15 protein-coding genes are annotated in these 20,049 nt (G+C 64.1%); 7 read left to right on the top strand and 8 right to left on the bottom strand.

From position 1 onward, the window contains the following. Position 1: 1 nt before the first annotated feature. The 3 genes from KA261_07150 to KA261_07140 form a co-directional block, all read right to left on the bottom strand. Positions 2–2,617 carry a T9SS type A sorting domain-containing protein gene (locus KA261_07150; GenBank protein MBP7697574.1) on the bottom strand — a complete coding sequence of 872 codons (2,616 nt, stop codon included), beginning with the start codon at positions 2,615–2,617 and terminating at the stop codon, positions 2–4. Between the two features lie 801 nt (positions 2,618–3,418). Then, complete coding sequence (locus tag KA261_07145; protein ID MBP7697573.1) at positions 3,419–5,929, bottom strand: T9SS type A sorting domain-containing protein; 2,511 nt, start codon at positions 5,927–5,929, stop codon at positions 3,419–3,421. Between the two features lie 501 nt (positions 5,930–6,430). Continuing rightward, complete coding sequence (locus KA261_07140) at positions 6,431–7,522, bottom strand: hypothetical protein (GenBank protein MBP7697572.1); 1,092 nt, start codon at positions 7,520–7,522, stop codon at positions 6,431–6,433. A gap of 898 nt (positions 7,523–8,420) precedes the next feature. Between KA261_07140 and KA261_07135 the strand changes: the two genes are divergently transcribed. Together KA261_07135 and KA261_07130 are read left to right on the top strand one after the other, a co-directional pair. After that, positions 8,421–9,377 (top strand): alpha/beta hydrolase, encoded by a 957-nt coding sequence (locus tag KA261_07135; GenBank protein MBP7697571.1) that lies wholly within the window; start codon positions 8,421–8,423, stop codon positions 9,375–9,377. A gap of 149 nt (positions 9,378–9,526) precedes the next feature. Further along, the gene (locus KA261_07130) at positions 9,527–10,732 is read left to right on the top strand and encodes an FprA family A-type flavoprotein (protein ID MBP7697570.1); all 1,206 of its coding nucleotides are present in this window, start codon (positions 9,527–9,529) and stop codon (positions 10,730–10,732) included. Between the two features lie 74 nt (positions 10,733–10,806). On the opposite strand, the gene KA261_07125 is transcribed toward KA261_07130, so the two are convergent. Further along, on the bottom strand, positions 10,807–11,742 hold the full coding sequence (locus KA261_07125; GenBank protein MBP7697569.1) for a hypothetical protein: 936 nt from the start codon (positions 11,740–11,742) through the stop codon (positions 10,807–10,809). Positions 11,743–11,907: 165 nt separating this feature from the next. Between KA261_07125 and KA261_07120 the strand changes: the two genes are divergently transcribed. The 4 genes from KA261_07120 (at position 11,908) to KA261_07105 (ending at position 15,054) form a co-directional block, all read left to right on the top strand. After that, positions 11,908–12,516 carry a DNA ligase gene (locus KA261_07120; GenBank protein MBP7697568.1) on the top strand — a complete coding sequence of 203 codons (609 nt, stop codon included), beginning with the start codon at positions 11,908–11,910 and terminating at the stop codon, positions 12,514–12,516. Between the two features lie 155 nt (positions 12,517–12,671). Continuing rightward, positions 12,672–13,784 carry a GTPase HflX gene (gene hflX, locus KA261_07115; protein MBP7697567.1) on the top strand — a complete coding sequence of 371 codons (1,113 nt, stop codon included), beginning with the start codon at positions 12,672–12,674 and terminating at the stop codon, positions 13,782–13,784. A gap of 52 nt (positions 13,785–13,836) precedes the next feature. Further along, complete coding sequence (locus KA261_07110) at positions 13,837–14,190, top strand: response regulator (GenBank protein ID MBP7697566.1); 354 nt, start codon at positions 13,837–13,839, stop codon at positions 14,188–14,190. Positions 14,191–14,364: 174 nt separating this feature from the next. After that, a complete protein-coding gene (locus tag KA261_07105) occupies positions 14,365–15,054 on the top strand; it encodes a Crp/Fnr family transcriptional regulator (GenBank protein MBP7697565.1) in 690 nt (229 codons plus the stop codon). 21 nt (positions 15,055–15,075) lie between these two features. Here the strand turns inward: KA261_07105 and KA261_07100 are convergent, their stop codons facing one another. From KA261_07100 to KA261_07090, 3 genes are read right to left on the bottom strand one after another with little or no spacing between them, the layout of a single operon-like run. Then, complete coding sequence (locus KA261_07100) at positions 15,076–16,017, bottom strand: YihY/virulence factor BrkB family protein (GenBank protein MBP7697564.1); 942 nt, start codon at positions 16,015–16,017, stop codon at positions 15,076–15,078. Positions 16,018–16,076: 59 nt separating this feature from the next. Further along, on the bottom strand, positions 16,077–17,255 hold the full coding sequence (locus KA261_07095; protein MBP7697563.1) for a hypothetical protein: 1,179 nt from the start codon (positions 17,253–17,255) through the stop codon (positions 16,077–16,079). Further along, positions 17,252–18,628 (bottom strand): metallophosphoesterase, encoded by a 1,377-nt coding sequence (locus KA261_07090; GenBank protein ID MBP7697562.1) that lies wholly within the window; start codon positions 18,626–18,628, stop codon positions 17,252–17,254. Before KA261_07090 ends, KA261_07095 begins: the two co-directional genes overlap by 4 nt. Positions 18,629–18,897: 269 nt before the next feature. On the opposite strand from KA261_07090, the gene KA261_07085 reads away from it, so the two are divergent. Then, positions 18,898–19,671 carry a class I SAM-dependent methyltransferase gene (locus KA261_07085; protein MBP7697561.1) on the top strand — a complete coding sequence of 258 codons (774 nt, stop codon included), beginning with the start codon at positions 18,898–18,900 and terminating at the stop codon, positions 19,669–19,671. Between the two features lie 19 nt (positions 19,672–19,690). Here KA261_07085 and KA261_07080 read toward each other — a convergent pair whose 3' ends face one another. Next, positions 19,691–19,972 (bottom strand): hypothetical protein, encoded by a 282-nt coding sequence (locus KA261_07080; protein MBP7697560.1) that lies wholly within the window; start codon positions 19,970–19,972, stop codon positions 19,691–19,693. Positions 19,973–20,049: the final 77 nt, after the last annotated feature.

Genomic DNA, 20,049 nt, shown 5'->3' with positions numbered 1-20,049 from the left:
GCTACTTCAGCAGGAGCATTTTCTTTGTATCCGATTGGTCGCCCACCTGCAAACGATAGAGGTAGACGCCCGTAGCTACTTTACTTCCATTATCGGTTGTGGCATCCCAGACCACACTGTGTTCTCCGGGCGCCACCGTCTCGTCCAGCAGCCGGCGAACCTGCTGGCCGAGGACGTTGAAGACATCCAGCTGCACCCGCCGGCTGGTCCCGGACAACTCGAACCGGATTGTCGTCATCGGGTTGAACGGGTTCGGGTAGTTCTGGTAGAGGGTGAACGCCGCCGGCAGTGTCGGGCCGAACCCCTTGACTTCCAAAGCCTTAGCGGTCGGCGTCGCCAGTTTCACCGACGTCAGTTTCAACTGGGCGGGGTTGCCGTACTCGACGTCATTCTGCGCCGTGATCGGGATCTGCACCAGATCCGCCAGACCGCGCTGAATGAGCTGCTGCTGATCCCCCGGCCGCGTGAAATGCATCAGCACAAGCATTTCGCCGGGTCCGGTATTCTTGTACAGGAGTTTCAGGCCCGAGGCGTCGTCGGCCGCCTTCGGCTGCCCGAGCACCACCGCCGCGGGATCGTAGGTGATGTTCAACTGGACTCCGGCAATCTCTTCCGGAAGCTCGGAGCTGACCACCAGCTCGTCGATCGAGCCCGCGAACATGTCGTGGTACTCCAGGCTGACTGTCGCAAACAGCTCGCCTCCGCTCGGCGCGACCGGCTGCGGCTGCTCGACCGGCAGCCCGAACGCTGTGTTGATCACGCCGACCAGGTCGAACACATCGACCGTGCCGTCGATCACGATATCAGCCACGTCGAACTGGCGTTCCACCAGGGTGATATTCCCGAGGATGGCCGCCACGATATTCACCGCGTCGGCGACGTCGATCCGCTTGTCCAGGTTGACATCGCCGCGCCGGTCGACCTGAATGATCGCCGAATCGGTGACCAGCTGCAGCGAGGGGTAGGCCGGATCGGGATTGTTCGACTCCCACCCGTTCTCCAGATAGATCGGGTAGTCTCCCCAGGTCGCCGAGGAGTCGATCGACATGGCAATGAAGAGAATGGTCGTGCTGTTCGTCGAATCGATCGCCAGCGGGTTCGTCTCCATTCCGAACGTCATGATCCGGATCTCGCCCGCGGGAGTGCCCGGCTGGCCGATGTTGTCGTAAATCACCCAGCCCTCGGTCCGGGTCGTCGTGAATATCGAATCGATCTCGAAAAACATGTCGTCATAGAAGAAATCGAACTGGACGCCATAGACATCCTGCGAGGTGACCAGGTCGATGGGGAAGAGGATCGAGCGCTTCCCCGGCAGTCCGCCGACCGGCGATCCGCCCTCCCGCGATTTCGAGAAGAGGATGTCGAACTGGATCTTCTCCACCGTGATGCTCACGTTCACCACGGTCGAGGCCCCGCCCCGGTCGTCAGTCGCCCGAAAACCGACCACGAAAGTCCCCTCCTGCGTCGTGTTCGGCGTGAAACTGAAATTCCCCGTCGCCGTCCCCGTCCCCGTCACCTGGCCGCCTGTCCCGAAAGTCGCGTTGGCGGGGAGATTCTGCGCGGACAGGGTGATGAAGTCGTCGTCCACGTCGGTCGCGGTCACCGAGAACGACACGTTCTCCCCCTGCGTGATCGTGTAGCTCGAGGGGGAGATCGGACTCACCACCGGGTTGTTGTTGCTCACCGTCCCCTCCACCGTCACCGTCGCCTGCGCAGTGGGCCGCTGCGAGCTGGCAATCTTCGCCGCCGTCAGCGTATACGTGGTCGTGGAACTGAGGCCGACCAGCACCGATCCGGAGAGGGCCGCGGATCCGCTCCGGGTGATGTTTCCGGGGCTGATATAGATCGTGTCGGCGTTGGTCACCGTCCACGACAGGGTCGTCGATCCGCCGCCCGACGGCAGCGAGGTCGGATTGGCCGCGAACGAGTTGATGACCGGCCCCTGGACCGCCGCCGTGTCCACCCGCACCGCCCCCGAGATCGTCGCCAACTTGCCCGTGTAGGTCCCGGTGTCGTTGGTGTAGTTCGAATACTGGCACCCGTAGATGATGGTCGGGTTGATCGGGTCGACGATGTCGGCATAGTACCAGGTCAGCGACGTCTGCGTGTTGTGGGGCGTTCCCTCCGTGATCACCATCGGCATGCTGATGATCGACCCGCGCCCGGAGTCAATGGCCGCCCGGATCCCCGTCGACTTGGGCAGCCCGAGGATTTTCAGGCGGAGATGATCGGCGATCGAGGGATAGTCCTTTTCGTTGTTGGCCGTGAACCGGTCAAGGGCGGTCGTGTCCACCCGGCCCGTCGGGAGGATTTTGTACTCGTACGCATCCTCGATCGGGTCGTACTGGTTCAGAATCGGCTTCAGCCAGGTCGTATCCACATCGAGATAGAGCGCCCAGGCGGCCGCCTTCTTGGTGTTCCGCATGCCGATCTGCACGTTGATCGTATCCCCGGGCCGTCCGGTTGCCGGAAGCACCCGGATGCTGTCGGGGAACAGGTTCATGTTGGCCAGCTGATTGGCGCAACTCAGCGGACTGCTCTGGGCGTTCGCCTGATCGGCCGCACCGATCAGCACCAGGCCACAGACCGCCGCCAGTACCGTCAAGAGCCTTGTCATATACGATCCTCCACGGGACTCAAACGATTATCTTTCCGTATCAGGTACGCACCGGGCCGCCGGGCGGGCTGCCGCCCGCGGGTTTTCCCGGGATCTCTGAGACCAGCAGAAACACCCTGGCCCCGACATGGATTCGGTTCGCGGTCGCCAACCGTACCCAGATCGAGAACATGGCGTCGATCGGACCGGCACTCCATCGCCCACCGGATCACCCCAATATACATCACAATCCCGAAAAGTGCGCGTGAACCACAATTAATATATGTAGCGAGACGGAACATACCGCTCCTCACTAAGCAAACTCCGGACCGAACAGCGGCCCGACCTGCCGGCGCACCGGGTCTGTCCCTGACGGTGGCGGACCTGATGAAGACGTTTTGGGGGGTCCTTCTTAACTCCCTGTAAGAACCCACACCTCAAGTACTTAACATCAAATCTCGGCGTTCTGCCGGGTCTTAGTATCTAATCTCCGATGGAGCCCCCTGTAATTCTCCGGGCGAGTTTTCGGGCGAGGGAAAGTCGCAGTTCCACGTTGGCGGTTGAATGAGCGTGCACTCCCGCAACCTCGTGCACATCATCCTTTCGGGTAGGACCTGTCAGCCCTGGACAAAAAAAGATGACCGATGTTGGAGATCCCCCATTGCTAAGGCACCACATACGCGCGGTCATCTCGTCTCTTTCCTTCGGCTCCCTGTCACTGCTGCTTCGCTATCAAGTGCGCTGTGGCGTCTCCTTTCGGGTAAAAGGCCCCGGGAAGGCTTGAACCTTCCCGGGGACATGTGATCCAAGCTAATGCTCAGATTACTTAATCAGGACCATCTTCTTGGTGGCGCTGTTGTCACCGGCGGCCACGTTGTAGAAGTAGATCCCCGAGCTCAGTTTGCTCGCATCGAACGTCCAGTCGATCTGGCCCTGGCCGTTGCCGCTGTGGCTGGCCACCACCTGGCCCGTCACGTTGTACACCGTGATGGTGTAGTCCGACGTCGTGGGCAGCGTGAAGCTGATCGTCGTCGTCGGGTTGAACGGGTTCGGGTAGTTCTGGAGCAGCTCGAAGGTGGACGGCAGCTTCGCAGTGACCGGCGCACCGTAGTACGTGGCCATCTCGATGCTGCGGACGGTGCCGTTGACCTGGAGGAAGTCGCCCTGGAAGGCCGCGCCCTGCGCCATGCCGACAACCAGCACGCGCGTGACGTTCTCGGTCGCATCGTAGGCATACTTCATGTCAACGCCCGAAGCCAACAGGGTCGGGTTCGCCTGGCCCTCAACCACGACATAGGCCGCGCCCATGCTCTGGTCGACGGACAGCACGCCGCCCACGTTGCTGATCTGCGCCGTCACCGGCGACAGCTTCGCATACGGCAGCGCATCACCCACGACCACACGGATCAGGTACACCAGGTCGGCCACGCTCAGCGCAATACCATCGGCATTGACGTCGGTCGCGGCAATCTGGCCCTGCACGTTGACCGTGAACACGCCCAGACCATACACGAAGTAGTTGCTGAAGAGCACTGCGTCGGCAATGGTGTTCGCCTGGCCGTCGAGGTTGATGTCGCCGCGCGCGTCGATCGAGTCAGCGCAGGCGATGTCGATACCGCCGTTGTAGAAGTCCACAAAGCGGATCGGCGCCGGCTTGTCCGGATTGTAAATGTCGTCGCACTCGTCGATCGCGCCGCCCCACGACGGGAACGTCAGCGCCATCGGAATCAACATACCGTTCGCCGGAACGAAATTGCCGGCCGCATCGAACGCATTGTCATAGACAAAGCGGCTGATGCCGAGGACCTGGCTATAGGGCTCCGGAGCCGCAATCTCGTGGTACGACAGGGCGTTGTCGCCGCAGTCGAGCCAGAAGAAGCGGATCGGCGCATACTGGCACTCGTAGGTCCGGTTGTCCGAAACCAGGAAGTCCAGCGTGAACAGCGAGTACGGATACGCCATACCGAAGCAGGTCGGGTGGTTGGCGCCGTTGTTGGTCTCGGCAAAACCGACCACGCGCAGCAGCCCGCTCGGGCAGGCATTCCCGCAGTTACCATTCGCACCGTAACGGTACGTGAAGTACTCCCAGCCGCACTCCTCGTAGATGTCGCCCGGAATCGCCGCCTGGAACGACAGCACCGAGGCGTCGTACGCGATCAGCAGGTCAAAGCCCCAGAGCTGCTCGGAACCCTGGAACATCGACACGTCGACAAACTCGTGCTGACCCTGGAACGACATGTGCGTCTTCTCGATGTAGATGCCGAACGGCTCGGTCTGCAGAACTTCGATCTGCTGCGTGCAGGTCGCCGTCTCCAAACCGTCGCTGTAACCGACCACGATGTCATACAGGATGCCGCCATCGGTGATGTCGGTCACGAACGTCAACAGACCCGTGTTCGGATCAATCGAAACCGCGCCCACCGGAGCCGGCGTCACGCTCACGATCGAGAACGTGCCCGGATCGCAGTCGACATTGTTCTTCGTGATCTGAACCGTGATCGTGTTGCCCTTCCCAACCTGCTTCAGACCCTGGCAGGTCACGGTCGGGGCCGCATTCGTGAAGACCACGTCGAACGACACGATCGGGCAGTCGCCCACATTGTGGAAACCGTCGATCGCCGTCACTTCGACCGTGAACACCGTGCCGACATCAGCAATCGTCGGCGAGTACGACCACACGCCCGAGACCGGGTCGATGTTGCCGATGCCGCTCACCTTGTGGAAGGTGATCGCATCCGCTTCCGGATCGGTCGCGTTGAAGTCGTAGCTGATCGCCGTGCAGTGGCTGCCGCCCAGCTGCACCGCCGGCGGATTCGTGATCGTCGGGCACAGGTTCGGGATCTTCTCGATCGTGTAGCAGTACGGACCGCCCCACGCCGGCACCCGGTCGACCGGGTCAGCCGCGTCGGCCCACAGCCAGTAACCACCCGGCGGGTAGAAGGCCGAGTCGATACAGAGCTGTCCGCCCGCCCACGCCTCGTCCATCGGGCTGGTCGTGATGGTCACGTAAGGATTCACCGAGAAACCTTCCGGAAGACCATCCTTGAAGAAGCTGAAGCCCGCCACACCGACCATCTCAGGGCTCGTGCCATCGAGGAACGGGGTAATCGGCTGACCGCCGTCCCACAGCGCGCTCAGATCAGCCACCGCGGTCGTCAGGGTCAGCGCGCCGCCCGCGCCCGGACCGGTCATATAGACCGTCCAGCCGTTCGTGGCGCCCATGATGTTGTCCGGATTCGCCGCATCGACGGCCAGCCGGATGTTGAACACGATCGGAACGCCTGTGTTGACCTTTGTGCCGCCGTCCCAGGAACCGGCCGGCGGAGCCGCCAAGTCACAGACATCCTGAGCACTAGCGAGCCCAAATGAAAGGATCATCAACGCAGCGGTAAACAAAGCGATGCGTTTCATGTTTTACTCCTACTTACTTCGTTAACAGTTGTTGATGATAAGAACGTACGTGCACTCCACGCGTCTCCCGGAACCCCCTCAATGACCGTAATGGAACCGGCCGCAGGTGAGAGCCACCAAACCCGCAATCCGTTCTCTCCGGCAAGCGCGGGGAAACGGTCGAGCGTCCCGTTCATTCTATTCATTTGAGCGCGTGTCATAACGTAACCTCTTTACGTGCGTCCTCCTTCCCATCTATTTTCGGGTTGTTGGTTGCGCCGCGCCCGCCGAAGCAGACCCGGCAGTTCTCTCCTAATCAACGTTCAGTTCTTGTGTTCTACGCCAATTCTGCAAGTAACCGGTAAGTACATCTCTTCGTCTTCGGCGTCCTGTCTCAATCGGCGGGGCCGCGAGCGGCCCCGCCGCGTTGTTGTCCCAACCGCGCTATTTGCTGCACAGCGGTCCCTGGCACGGCAACGGACCGCCCCGGAACAGCGCCGAAACCATGTAGGTGAGGTCCGCCACGTTCGGCTGCGGATTGGCCGAGCAGTCGACGTTGCCCACCCACAGCGGAACCGGCGCCGGACCGCCCCGGAACAGGAACTGGATCATGTACGTCAGGTCCGAAATCCGCACCACCGGGTTCCCGTCCCCGTTCGCATCCCCGCAGATCCCCTCCAGAACATGCAACGACCCGCCGGTAATAAACACCTTCGAATAGTCGATCACCACGGTCGTGTCGTAGACGACAGAGAAGGAATCGGCCGGCGGGAGACTCACCCGCTGCCAGTTCAGACAGACATCCCCCGCCCACGCTGTGCAAATGTACCAATTCGTATCCTGGACCACCGTGTCTTTCAGCCCGATCGCCGACCCGTCGGGCCGCGAGAAGCTGAAGTGGTCGATGAACTGATGCTGCACGAGAATATTCACGTCCCGGTTCGTCCCCGTCGCCGTGTCCGGAATCTGCAGCACATCGGCCAGCACCTTGATCAGCAACCCTTCCGACTGCGGCGGGATCCCGGGGGTCACCCCGCCCGTGTAGTAGTCGGCCAGACCGACGATGTTCAGGTCCGTGCCGACGGAGGAGAGGGACCGCGCCTGCACCGCCTCCCACCCCGAAATCAGGGTGCCGCTGGTGTCGAAATTCCCGGTCTCCACTATGTACGAATCGAGCGTAACCCACTCCCAATTCAGCGTGTCAACCACCGAGTCGATGCAGTCCGAACCGCTGTACTGCGTGCACCGCCAGTGGAGTGTGTCCACCACCGTATCCGTGTTGGTCTGGAAAATCATGATATCGGGGCGGTCGAGCTGCAGCCAGATGTTAAATCCCGCCACCGTATCATTATAGTTGCTCAAAAAGACCGGGATAACCGTGTTCATCGCCCCGGGCGAGGCCGTCGTGTCCCCGACATCTATCACCAAATCGGGCAATTGCGCCGAGGCCGACGGACACAGAGCCGCCCCGGCCACAATGACGCCACATGCGAGCACCCAACCAAAGTTCCCCGGGGACTTCGCGCCGAAGGTCATACCTTCCTCCTTAATCCAGGTTCGATGTTACGACCGTAGCAAAGCAACCCTTAGCCTAGATCCGATAAGGCATTCCCCAGACCACTAAGTGTTACGTGTCGCGCGTCTCCCGATCATGTACTTCTCGGAAATCCGCTTCAACTCGTCTTACCTTTGCTGTTCGCTTGCAGCAGCGTTCTGCAATAGTAACCTGTCAGTGTTCCCGTAAGACGGCTCCCTCACCGTCCAGGGAAGGAAGTATCAGACGTTCTGCTCGGAAGGACGGACTCTTCGAAAGTCTCGCTGTGTAATCTTCATGTGGAGAACTTACCCATCATCCGAGGCTAATATAGGGCTAAGGGCGAATCTTGTCAACAGGAAATCGCAAACAAAATCGCCGCCGGGGTAACCGGCCAAGGTGCGCTCGTGACCGGCCTCCGGCCGCTGCACGCCCGAGGCCGCCGCGAATTTCCTGTACCGATGTTTTCACTCCTCATTATGTGCGCCATGTGCGCCCGACCCGGCGGTCAGGCCGAGTTCGAGACTTCTTTCGCACCTGCAAGCTCAGCAATTCGTGTGCCGCCCCCCATGAGTCGCGGCCCCCGACGCGGGTCGAACGACGGACTCGTAAGTCATTGTAAATTAGTCAGTTAAGTTTCTTTCGGACGTGCCCTCGAAGGCTCTCGTGAAATTCCGTTCAGCCTCGGCCGCCCGCTATGCAACGACATGCACCGGCGGCGGTCGACGGCCACGCCGAGGCGAACTGCCGCGCCCGCCTGCGCGGCCGCGCCGCCGCGGGACCGCATAGTGGACAGCGTGGTCCTCGCTTCCTCCCACAGGCAACTTTCCCGTTGACTATCCTGGGCCCCCCGACGATCTTTCGCGATTGAAAAGCTGTTACCGGATGAGGACGCACTCCGTGGCGAAAAAAAAGAAAAAAATATCCCAGACCACGAGGGAGGTCATTAAGACCGCAGCCGTCCTGATTGTCGTCGGCATTCTTGTGGTCGTCTACGCCATCTACCCGCTCACTCGGGCCAAGGCGGTGATGGGCCGGCCGAACCCGGACGCGTTCCGAAATCTCGATTCCCTTCCGGTTAACGACCCCGCGGCCTGCCTCGGCGCCGACCTTGTCTGTGATACGTTTCGCGTCGAAGTCGACGCGCTGACCAACCTGGCCGGGTTGTTTGTCGAGGTGTCGTCCGACACGGCCGCGCCGGTCGCCGGCACGGTGATCCTGCTGCACGAGGAGAGCGCCGACCGCACCGCCCTGCTTCCCTGGGCGCGGCAGTTCGTCGCCCGCGGCTACAACGTCGTGCTCTATGATCAGCGCGCCTCGGGCCTCTCCAGCGGGCAGTACCACGGGGAAGGCCGTCTCGAGGCCGATGATCTCGAAGAGGTGCTCGCCTGGCTGCACATCCGCGACCGCCTCCGTCCCCCGGTCGCGGTCGTCGGCCGCGGCCTCGGCGCCGAGGCTGCCTACCTCGCGGCGCTCGAGGAGGCGCGCCTCGACGGCATCGTGGCGATCGAACCGTACCTCTCGACCGACCGCCTGTGGGACGTCAAACGGCACGCCCGCGGCCTCTGGAACTTCCCCTTCTTCAAGACCACGATGTGGTGGTGGTACAAGATTCGCTCCGGTTACGCCTCCCCGCGCCGCGGCCTGGACAACCTCGAGGCGGTTCCGATCCCCGCGCTCGTCTTCCTGCCCGCGGACGCAGTCGACTGCCCGGAAATCGCCGCCCTCCGCGAGCTGTCCGAACCGAATCTGCTCACGGTGCGGCCGACTCCCCCGGAAGGGCAGCTGCTGGAATCGGTCCTGGCTTTTGTCGACGGGCTGAGAGCGGCCGCGGCCGAGAGCTCGCCGGCGCGCTGACGGCCGCCGTCATTCGGTGCGGCCGTCGCCGTAGTCCTTGCCTTCGCCCGGCCGCCGCCTATATTACCGCCGGAATCCAACCCCGAACGGAACCGTCCCCCTCGGCGAAGGCGGAGGCGACGGCCGCGTTCTAACAGCGAGACACAAGCATGCAGCCACCGCAAATTTCCGACAACGTCTGGTGGGTCGGCGTCCGCGACCGCGACCTGCGCATTTTTGACATTATTATGGCCACCCAGCACGGGACCACCTACAACGCCTACCTGGTGAAGGGGACCGAGCGCGTCGCACTCATCGACACGGTCAAGGCCGCCTTCACCGAGGAGTACTTCGCCAACATCGCCGCGGTCGTCCCGCTCGACCGCGTCAACCTGCTGGTCGTCAACCATACCGAACCCGATCACTCCGGCGCCATGCACGCGCTGCTCGACCGCCTGCCCAACCTGGAGATCGTCTGCGCCACCGCCGCTCTGCCCTTTGTGAAGAACGTCCTCAACCGCGAGGCCAAGATCACTCCGGTCAAGGACAACTCCGAAATCGACCTCGGCGGCAAGCGGCTCATTTTCAAGCTGACCCCCTACATGCACTGGCCCGATACCATGATGGAGTTCCTCGCGGAGGACGGGATTCTCTTTTCGTGCGACGGGTTCGCCGCCCACATCGCGTTCGATGATCTCTGGGCGGACCAGAGCGCGGTCGATTTCGACTCCGAGATGCACTACTACTACGACGCCATCATGCGCCCGTTCGCGCCCTATATCCGCAAGAACCTCCCCAAGCTGGCCGACTTCGCCATCCGCATGATCGCCCCGTCCCACGGCCCCCTCATCCGGCGGGACGTCGCCGCCCACCTCGACAAGTACCGGCGGTGGTCGGCCGACAAGACCGAGGGCAAAAACCAGGTCGCCATCGTCTACGTCAGTTCGTACGGAAACACCGCCCGCATCGCCGGCGCCGTCGAGGCCAACCTGCGGGGGAGAGGCTACACGACGGTGATGGTCAACGCCGCCGATTGCCGGCCCGGCGACCTCCGCGATACCCTCGAGGCTTCCCGCGCCGTCGCCTTCGGCACCCCGACCTTCGCCGGCGACGCTGTCCGGCCGACCTGGGACGCCGTCAACCTGCTCTCCACCGTCCCGACCCGCGGCCTGAAAGCGGCCGTTTTCGGCTCCTACGGCTGGGGCGGGGAAGGGGTCAAACTCGTGCAGCAGCGCCTTGAGGGCATGAAGATCAAGACCCTCGACGAGATCTTCAAAGCCCGTCTCGTGCCGTCGTCCGAAGACATGGCCAGTCTCGACGAGTGGGTGGGCAAGTTCGCCGCGCTGATCGAAGAGAAGGCGGCCGGCGGCGAGTGACCGCGGAACTCTCGAACCGGCCCGGCCGGCGGATGCCCGCCCGCCGGGGCCGAACCCGGTCGGGGTAGCGGCGCTCAGCGGAACGGTTCGCCGTAGTGCCGGCTCGGCTTGAGGTACAGCACGCCGTGCGCCAGGTCGAATATCACGTTGAACCGCATCACCAGGCCGCAGCCCAGGATCCCGTCCGCCTTCTTCTGCTTTGATCGCACCTCGGCCGGCGCGAACACCGCCGCCACGTCCGACAGCTCATACGGCCCGATGCGCAGCTTGGCCACCCGACCCCGATAGCCGGAGATGTCGCCGCTGAGACCGGTCCCGAGGTAGGAGGATTCCGCGCTGTCCGGCATCGTCCACCGCTGGCCCGGCCGCATCAGCAGCTCGAGCGCATCCCTCGACGCGAGATCCACATAGACCGTGACCGGAACGACCTCCCCCGGGACGGTCTCGATCTCCCCCTGCAGAAAGGGAAGTTCATTCGAGGCGGTGACCGGCACGGCGTACCACGAACTGTCGGCCGCGGCGACCGCTGTGTCGTGGAGGATGATGACCTCGCGGTCGAAATCAACCTCGAGCGTGTGGCGGCCGAACAGGCTCCGGCCGATCACTCCGTCCGAACCGAACCCCTGCGTGTGCGCGCTGCGCGACACGATGATTCGCTGGCCGGTGACCGTGTACCCGCCGCAGGCGATCACCCCGTCCTCGACCATCAGCGCGGTCGAGGCTTCTCCCGCGCCCGCGCCCGGAACCCGGACCACCGCCGCCCGAGCGGTGTCGATCTCCGAGACAAATTCCTCGTGGAACAGGTACGCCCCCTCGATCGGCATCCCGGTATCGAGGATCAGCGCCAGCGGGCGAGAACCGTTGACGCTCGAGGGAATGATGATCCGGGAATGCTCGAGCCGGAAGGGAATGGTCAGGGAATCCCCGCCGCCGTCGGGCGCAGCCTCGGCCGCCGGTTCCCCCAGGAGGAGCGCAGCCGCGAGAACGATCGCGCCGGATGTCGTGTTCATATCACCGCCTTCGTTTGGACCGTCTGGACTTTCTCCGGGACGTTCGGGATCCTCTCAATGTGCAGCGCCGCCGCGCCCCGAACCACCGTAATCTTTCCCGCGGAAACTTTCCCCGGGCCCCCCGGTTCACTATAATACTGAGCGGCGCCGCAAGCCGGAGGACCTGTGACCGACGACAAACTCAAAGCCTACCGCGAGAAACGCGATTTTCGCAAGACCGCCGAACCATCGGGCGGCCCGGCCGCCGGCCGCGGCCAACCCCTTTTCGTCATCCAGAAACACCGCGCCTCCCACCTCCATTTTGACTTCCGCCTCGAGATCGACGGCGTCCTGAAATCGTGGGCGGTGCCGAAAGGCCCCTCGGCCAACCCGTCCGACAAGCGCCTCGCCGTCGAAACCGAGGACCACCCGATCGAGTACGCCGACTTCGAAGGGACCATCCCCGAGGGGGAGTATGGCGGCGGCACGGTCATGATCTGGGACGCCGGCCGGTACGCCAATCTTACGCAGGACCGGGAGGGCGGTGAAATTCCCCTCGCCGAGGCCTACGCGCGGGGCGCGATCGAGATCGAACTCCACGGCGCCCGGCTCCGGGGCGGCTACGCCCTGCGCCGCTTCAAGAAGGAGCGCGACCGCGGGCAGTGGCTCCTGATCAAGATGAGGGACGCGCACGCCGACCCCGACCGCGACCCCGTCGCCGAACATGCCACCTCGGTCAAGACCGGCCGCACGATGGAGGAAATCGAGCACGCCGAGGGCGGGGGAGAGGGATGACCGTCCCGCACGCCGCCGCCACGAGTCGCGGAGGGGCCAGGGGGGGGACGAGCGCTGCTCCCACCCGCTTTCTCTGTTGCCAAATCCGCCGTTGCGCATATAATTGATAAAGGACGAAATCAGTCAACAACGCCCGGAGACCGTAACAACCCTTAGTGGCATTCGACGTCGCAAAGAATAATTCCGAGAAGGCGGTCCTCGTCGGGGTCGCCGCCACCTCCCGCGACCGGGTGGCGGTTGAGGAATCGCTCGATGAGCTCGCCGCCTTGACGGTCTCCGCGGGCGCCCGGGTTGTCGGACGGCGCATTCAGGTCCGTCCCGCCCCCGATCCCGCCACCTACATCGGTAAAGGCCTTGTCGAGGAGCTCAAGAACCTCCTTACCGACCTCGGCGGCAATTGCCTGATTTTCGATGAACCTCTCTCGCCGGCGCAGCAGCGCAACCTCGAGGAGCGCCTGGAGGCGAAAGTCATCGACCGGCCCATCCTCATCCTCGACCTGTTTGCTACCCGCGCCCGCACGGCGGCCGCGCGCCTCCAGGTCGAACTCGCCCAGTTGGAATACACCCTCCCGCGTCTCACCGGCGCCTGGGTGCACTTCTCGCGCCAGTACGGCGGGATCGGCGCCAAGGGCCCCGGCGAGACCCAGCTCGAGATCGACCGCCGCCAGATCCGGACCAAGATCGCCCACCTCAAACAGCGCCTCGAGAAACTCGGCACCCAGCGCGCCGAACAGCGCAAGGGCCGCCGCGAGCTCTTCAAAGTGGCTCTGGTCGGCTATACCAACGCCGGCAAATCGACTCTCTTCAACCGGCTGACCAAGGCCGATGTCCGCACCGCCGACATGCTCTTCACCACTCTCGACTCCACCACCCGCGTCATGTCCGCCGGTTATCCCTGCCGCATCGTCTTCTCCGACACCGTCGGCTTCATCAAGAAACTTCCGCATCAGCTCGTGGCCTCGTTCAAGTCGACGCTAGAGGAGGTGGCCACCGCCGACCTCCTGCTGCACGTGGTCGACGTGGCCGACCCCCACGTGGACGAGCACATTGAGCACACCCGGCGGGTGCTGGCCGAGATCGGCGCCGAAAAGATTCCTTACCTTATGGTATACAACAAGATAGACGCAAAGCCCGACAGCTGTGCCGCCAACGGCAACCATGATCGGACCTTTTTTATCTCCGCTCTGGAAGGCCGCGGGCTGGCCGCCCTGCAGGCCGAACTCATCGCCCGCTCCTCCGGCCGCCCCCGCGAATCTTCGACAGATTAGGTCAAGGCTTACATAACTCCTGCCGATACTGTGCCTAAGGAGTAGGCACCGTATGGCAAAACCAATTCTCATTGTCGATGACAACCCGAATATGTCATCGCTCCTGTCGGACATGCTCGAAGTCTTCGACTATCCCTCGGAGCGCGCCGGCGATGGGCAAGAGGCGCTGGACAAGCTCACCGCCCAGCCGTTTTCCATGGTCATCACCGACATGCGCATGCCGAACATGACCGGACTCGAACTTGTCGGGCGGATCAAACAGATGTATCCGAAACTTCCGGTTGTGCTGATTTCGGGCTATGCGATGAGCGAGCTCGACCATTTGGACGGTCCCAGGCCGGACGGGTTTCTGGCCAAACCGTTCATGATGTCGGATGTCGAGCGGCTCATCAATTCCCTGCTTTAGATCCACGCGATTCTGGATACCATCCGCCACTAGTAATCCCGGGCCCCGCACCACTCGGTGTGGGGTTTTTATTGGCCGCACGGGGTCCGCCCGGCCCCGCCCTTTTCGGTTTACAGACACCCCTGCACTAGCTACCTTGCTTGCGCCCCTTCATGTGGAGAATTGGAGCCGCCCGTGCGTGCGTTACTGAAAATGTCCCAGCTCTTTGCCGGTCTCGACGACGCCTCGCTGGCCGAGGTCGAGACCGCCACCTCCCTCCGCCGCGCCGTCAAGGGGGAAATACTCTTCAGCGAGGGGGATCCGGCCGCCTCGTTTTTCGTGGTGGGGGAAGGCAAGGTCAAGGTGTTCAAGCTCTCGCCCGACGGCAAGGAGCAGATCCTCATGATCGCCAAGCCCGGGGATACCTTTGCCGAGGCGGCCATCTTCAACGACGGCCGCTACCCGGCCGACGCCGAGGCGATCGAGGACACCGAGCTGCTGGTGGTCAACCGCGACCGCTTCATCGCGCTGCTCGGCCGCAACCCGAACCTCGCGTTCAGTCTCATCGCCCGCCTGTGCGCCCTGCTCCGGAAAATGGCCACCCTGGTTGAGGGCCTTGCCCTGACCGACGTCACCACCCGGATCGCCCACTACCTCGCCCGTCAGGCCGACCGCGTCCTGAAAAAACAGCCCGACCGCGCGGGCGCCAACGCCGTCACCGTCACCCTCCCCGAAAAGAAGGCCGTCCTCGCCGCCCAGCTCGGGACCATCCCCGAGACGCTCTCCCGATCGCTGGCCAAGCTCACGCGCGAGGGCATAATCGAGGTCGACGGGCCGCGCATCCACATCAAGGACCTCTCGCGCCTCCGCGGGACGTTCGAGTAGGCTGCGCCCCCGCCCGCCCCGTCACCCGGTCCCCGTCTTCGCCTCCCGCCGCTCCCGGTAGAGCTGCCCGATTTCCGCTCCCAGGATGAACACAATTGAGGAGTAGTAAATCCAGAAGGCGGCGACGATGATGAACAGGTAGGTCCCGTAAATGACCGGGAGCGTCGCCGCGTTGCTCAAATACACCGAGAACGCCTGTTTCGCCACCTCCCACAGGAGCGCCGCCCAGAACGCGCTCACCGCCACCACCCGCCGCTCCATCCGCGCGTACGGGATGAAGTGGTAGAGGCTCCAGAAAGCCACATAGATCACCGCAAACGACAGCACCGTCACCAGCACCTGATCCAGCGTGCTCAGGTTCAGCGACTTCAGCATGCCGATACCGCTCGCCTCCCGGGCCAGCACGTCCAGAATCGGCAGGGTGAGCATCGACAAGAGAAAATAGCCGATCACCAGCACGATCATCCCGAGGTCCCGCAGCTTGCCGATCAGCACGTGCTTGGACACCGACGTGTGGAAGATCTGGTTGAGCACCGTGCGCATCGAAGAGAACAGCCCGCTCGCCGCAAACAGCAGCCCCAGCGCGCCCACCACCCCCGCCACCTTCCGATACGCCCGGAACTCGTCGAGCCGCGAAAAGATGAACTGCTTCGGCTCCTCCGTATACTTCTCGTATGGAATCACGCGGTCGATCCAGGCCGCCAGCTCCCGCTCCACCTGCTTCCGCTCGAGCACAGTCCCCAGCACGTAGAACAGAATCAGCACCATCGGCACCACGCAGACGAAGAGCGAGAAGGCCAGCCCGCTCGCGTTAAGGAAGAGGTGGTGGCTGTCGCTGCGATCGTACAACCCCCCGAAATAGTGGCGCAGCCACTGCCACACCGACCGGCCGCTCGGCAGCCACGGGGGACGGTGGAAGAGGCCGCGGCGGGGGGTCGGCGGTCTGTCTGTATCGGTCGCCATCAGCCGGTAATTAGCCGCCTCGCCGCCCCGCTGTCAACAACCCCCGCGCGCGGCGCCGGTCAGATCAGGCGCGCGAAGTTCTCCCCGAACACCCGCGCCTCCGGAAAGAACCGCCTCAGCACCCGGTAGTTGACGCCGCTGGCGTTCCCCGCCGGAACCACCGCTTTCGCGAAATCCCCCTTGAGCACCCCCCGGAACCCCTCCCACACCGCCCCGGGATCGGCCCCGAGGTCAAATACCGGCGTCGGCGCGTCGCTCCCGAACAGCAGATACTCCTGCGGGAGCCGCGCCGCCTGGGCGAAGTACCCCTGCCGAAAGGGCGTGCAGAACGCCGCGAGGTCGGCGTATGCTTTCCCCCTGCGCCCGGGCGCGCCGTTCTCCGCGAGATAGCCCTTCACGGTTTCGAACTCCGACTTTTCGAACCACCGCTGCGCGAACTTCGGCGACCAGTAGGGGAGACCGCAGTGGGCGAAAATGATCACCGCCCCCGCGTCGAGCGCCCGCGCCAGATGCCGGCGGATCTTCGCCCCGTCCCGGTCGCGCCAGCGCGGCCGCACTCCCAGCCGGCTCAGCACCCGGTTCCAGAAGCGGTCGCCCGCCGTCCAGGTGAGGAAGTCATACGACGTCCCCGCGGGATCGGCCGGGGGGATCGCATACTCGGGCCCGACGTGCAAAAGAAGCGGCAGCGGCTTGCCGTTGGGCTTGCGAAACGCCGCGAGGAACTCCAGCCGCTCCGCCACCGTCTCGCTCGCCAGGTCGATATCCTGCGCCGACGGCACCCACTTCAGGAGCACCGCTCCCTTGTCGGCGCACTCCCGCACCCGCTCGGCGAAATCGGTGCGGTAGGGATGCACGGAGGCCCCGAACAGCACTTTTCCCGGCTGTCCCCGCCGCGCCACCTCCGCGCGCAGGTACAGGATGTAGTCGTTGTGGACCCACAGGTGGGAACGCTCCGGCTTGGGCCGTCCGTCGCGCTCGTACACATGGTCGAGCGCCAGCATCACTACGCTTCGCACCGGCGCGCTCAGGGCGTAGTCGATCGCCGCCGCCACGAGCCGCTCGTCGGTGATCGCCTCCCCCGCCAATCCCGCATAGAGCGCAAAGATCCGAAAGGTCAGGTTCGCCTCCGAGGCGTAGGCGGCCGACATCCGCCCCCACCCGTTCCAGCCGTCGCGCAGGCCGACGTGCACGTGGGCGTCGATGACGCCGTCGCCGTCCGGCACTCTGTTCGCGCTCACGATCCCTCCGGCCCGTCCGAAGCGCCGGGACCGTCCGCAATCATCTCCGGCCCCGGCCCCGCCTCCGCCTCGATCGCCACCGAGGTCATCCCGCCGGGAATGTCCGAGTCGTACAGGAACACCTCCGCCCCCGAGAACACCTGCCCGCGGCCCTCCCGCTCCCGGTTGATCCACGCTCCGGCGTTGAACAGCCGGACCGTCCGGCCCCGATAGGGGTAGTCATAGTCCGCGTTCGGCACGCGCGTCGGCTCCCACCGCAGGGGCCGGTGGGTGTGGCCGAAAATCACGGCGCCCGGCGACTCCGGCAGCGCGCACGCGTGCCGCTCGTTGAGGGCCGCAATCTCCCTGGCGCCGGCCGCGAAATACGCCCCGAACCGCTCCCGCGTCCCCTTGTTGCGGAGAAAGGGGACGCGGTGGCGCGCCGCTTCGTACGCCCGCAGCTTCCGCATCAGTCGCGCCTTGATCGCCTCCATCACCCGCTCGTCGAGATCGAGCCGGTCGAACAGGTCGCCGCCGATCCGCGTATACGCATCGACATAGGCGATGGCGTTGTCCAGGTAGCGGCTAGTCGCCGCCAGCGACCGGTGGCGGCTCTCCACTTTGACCTCCGCCACCACTTCATTGATCACCCGGCTCAGCAGCCCCGCCTGCCCGATCCCCGAGCACGACAACTGGCAGGCGGTCGAGTTCACCGCCACCATCTGCTCCAGCGTCGGGTCCGCCGGTTCCGCCTCCCCGGCGCCCGGCGGATGCCCGGCGACAATCCCCGTGACCGCCTCATAGAGGGCGCTCCAGTACCACTCGAAATAGTGCCCGTGGGTCATCATGATGAGTTCCCCGTCCGCGGTCGCCAGGTAGGCATTGGGGTAGGCGAAAATGAACCGGCTTCGTCCGCCGCCGCCCGTTCCCAGCGCGTCGAGGAACAGCCCGCCGTAGGGCGGACCCTCCGGACTCGGGTCCACCGTCGGCAACACCTGGCGGTCGCGCCGCCCGGGCCGGTCGTCGAACACCGCCGGCACCGTCCACCGAAACGGCCGCACCGGCTTCCCGCGGTCGAGCCGATTGATGATGTTCACCTGGTACTCGACCGTCGTCCAGACGTCGAAGTCGTGGTTGCCCGGCACGTAGACGAAGTACTCCGCCGTCCCGGCCAGGGCGCCGAAAAACACCTCCGCCGCCTCGTAGACTTCTTCGTAGGTCGCGAGCGAAAAATCCAGGATGTCGCCGATCAGGACGAGATAGGTGAGGCCCGGCGCGAGCGCCGCCTGCAATTGCTCGAGCCGCGGCCCCGGCCGGCAGCGCCCCCCCTCCCTGACCACCACCTGGCACATCGGGTCGCCCAGGTGGACATCGGAAATGACCGCGAGGCGCATCCCACACCTCCATCCGTCATGTTTGCGGCGGCGGAACCGACGGAAAAACCGGCGGCCCCCCGCGCGAACGCATCCCCGTGAATTCTCCCCCCACAATAACTCCGCTTCTCCGGATGCGTCAATACCATGTTTCTCCCGGCGGGCGGCGGGCGGAAGATTGTGATTTTTGTCGGCGGTCGCCCGCCCTCTGGGGCGCGCCTTTCCGCTTGGCGGTGCGACTCCGGCGCGCTATCATGCGCTGATATGATCGCTGTACGAGAGAGCCGTCAGTGACGCCCGGGGCCCCCTATGCCGGCCTGGCCGCCGTCTGGGATCTGATGGGTCAGGACCGCCACTCCGCCCGCATGGTCGACTACACCCTGGCGCTCATGAAACGCCATCGCATCCGGGCCGTCACCGGTCTCGACCTCTGTTGCGGCACCGGCACCGCTCTCGCCCGCTTCCTCGACCGGGGGTTCATCATGGCCGGGCTTGACGGCTCTCCCGAGATGATCGCCCAGGCGGCCCGCAAACTCCGCGGCCGGGGTGTCCGTCTCTACCAGAAAACTCTCCCCGCTTTCCGCCTCATCCCCGATGACCGCCCGCGCGGCACGGTTCGCGTCGACTTCATCACCTGCTTCTACGATTCGCTCAACCACCTGTTGACCGAACGCGACCTCGGCGCGGCATTTCGGTCGGTCCACGACCACCTCAACGACCGCGGCTGGTTCATCTTCGACATGAACACGGCTGCCGCCCTGTCCGACATCTGGAGCGGCCACGTCTTCGCCGATGCCCGCGAAGAACTTGCCTGGGTGTGGAAAAGCGAGTACCAGGCCCGGTCCCGCACGGCCTGCCTCACCGCCGCCACCTTCGTCAAACGCGGCGACCGCTGGGACCGTTTCGACGAGATCCACTACGAACGCGCCTACAGCAACACCCGGATTCGACAGCTCCTGCGTTCCGCGGGTTTCACCGTCCGCGGCTTCTACGATTGCTACCGATTCACGCCCGCCGACCGGTCGACCCTGCGCGTGTGTGTCGTGGCCCGGAGGCGGACCTGACCGCCTCGGGCGGGGGCCCTCAGTACCCGGCCGGCCCGCTTCCCTGACGGCTCGCCAGCTCCCGGTTGAGTTTCTCGGCCGAGGAATACGCGTCGTACATTCCCCAGATCCACAGAACCGGGGTGGTGAGAAAGCCGATCAGGATCAGCATCATGAGCACCGACACCGCGTACAGGACGATGAAAAACACGCCCTTGGCGATCTGGCCGTTGTAGATCTGCCCCAGCCCCATCCAGAAGAACGACAGCACCGCCGCCAGCCCCGGATTCTTGTAGAACACGGGTGTTGTTCCGTTCGCCATACCTGTCCTCTCTTTGATCAGCCGCTCGGATTCCTGCCCATATTATCTACAATCCAGCGGTTTATTCAACCCTTTTT

It is taken from the genome of Candidatus Zixiibacteriota bacterium, from assembly GCA_017999435.1.
In the GTDB taxonomy this organism is placed as follows: domain Bacteria; phylum Zixibacteria; class MSB-5A5; order GN15; family FEB-12; genus JAGNLV01.
The sequence above is the reverse complement of the archived record's forward strand: the minus strand, read 5'-3'. Positions and strand labels throughout refer to the sequence as shown.

Excerpts from the sequence above, each read along its gene's own strand:
- KA261_07150 (MBP7697574.1), bottom strand. The coding sequence starts at position 2,617 with ATGACAAGGCTCTTGACGGTACTGGCGGCGGTCTGTGGCCTGGTGCTG.
- KA261_07130 (MBP7697570.1), top strand. The coding sequence starts at position 9,527 with ATGCAGCCACCGCAAATTTCCGACAACGTCTGGTGGGTCGGCGTCCGC.
- KA261_07080 (MBP7697560.1), bottom strand. The coding sequence starts at position 19,972 with ATGGCGAACGGAACAACACCCGTGTTCTACAAGAATCCGGGGCTGGCG.
- KA261_07110 (MBP7697566.1), top strand. The coding sequence starts at position 13,837 with ATGGCAAAACCAATTCTCATTGTCGATGACAACCCGAATATGTCATCG.
- KA261_07100 (MBP7697564.1), bottom strand. The coding sequence starts at position 16,017 with ATGGCGACCGATACAGACAGACCGCCGACCCCCCGCCGCGGCCTCTTC.
- KA261_07090 (MBP7697562.1), bottom strand. The coding sequence starts at position 18,628 with ATGCGCCTCGCGGTCATTTCCGATGTCCACCTGGGCGACCCGATGTGC.
- KA261_07125 (MBP7697569.1), bottom strand. The coding sequence starts at position 11,742 with ATGAACACGACATCCGGCGCGATCGTTCTCGCGGCTGCGCTCCTCCTG.
- KA261_07140 (MBP7697572.1), bottom strand. The coding sequence starts at position 7,522 with ATGACCTTCGGCGCGAAGTCCCCGGGGAACTTTGGTTGGGTGCTCGCA.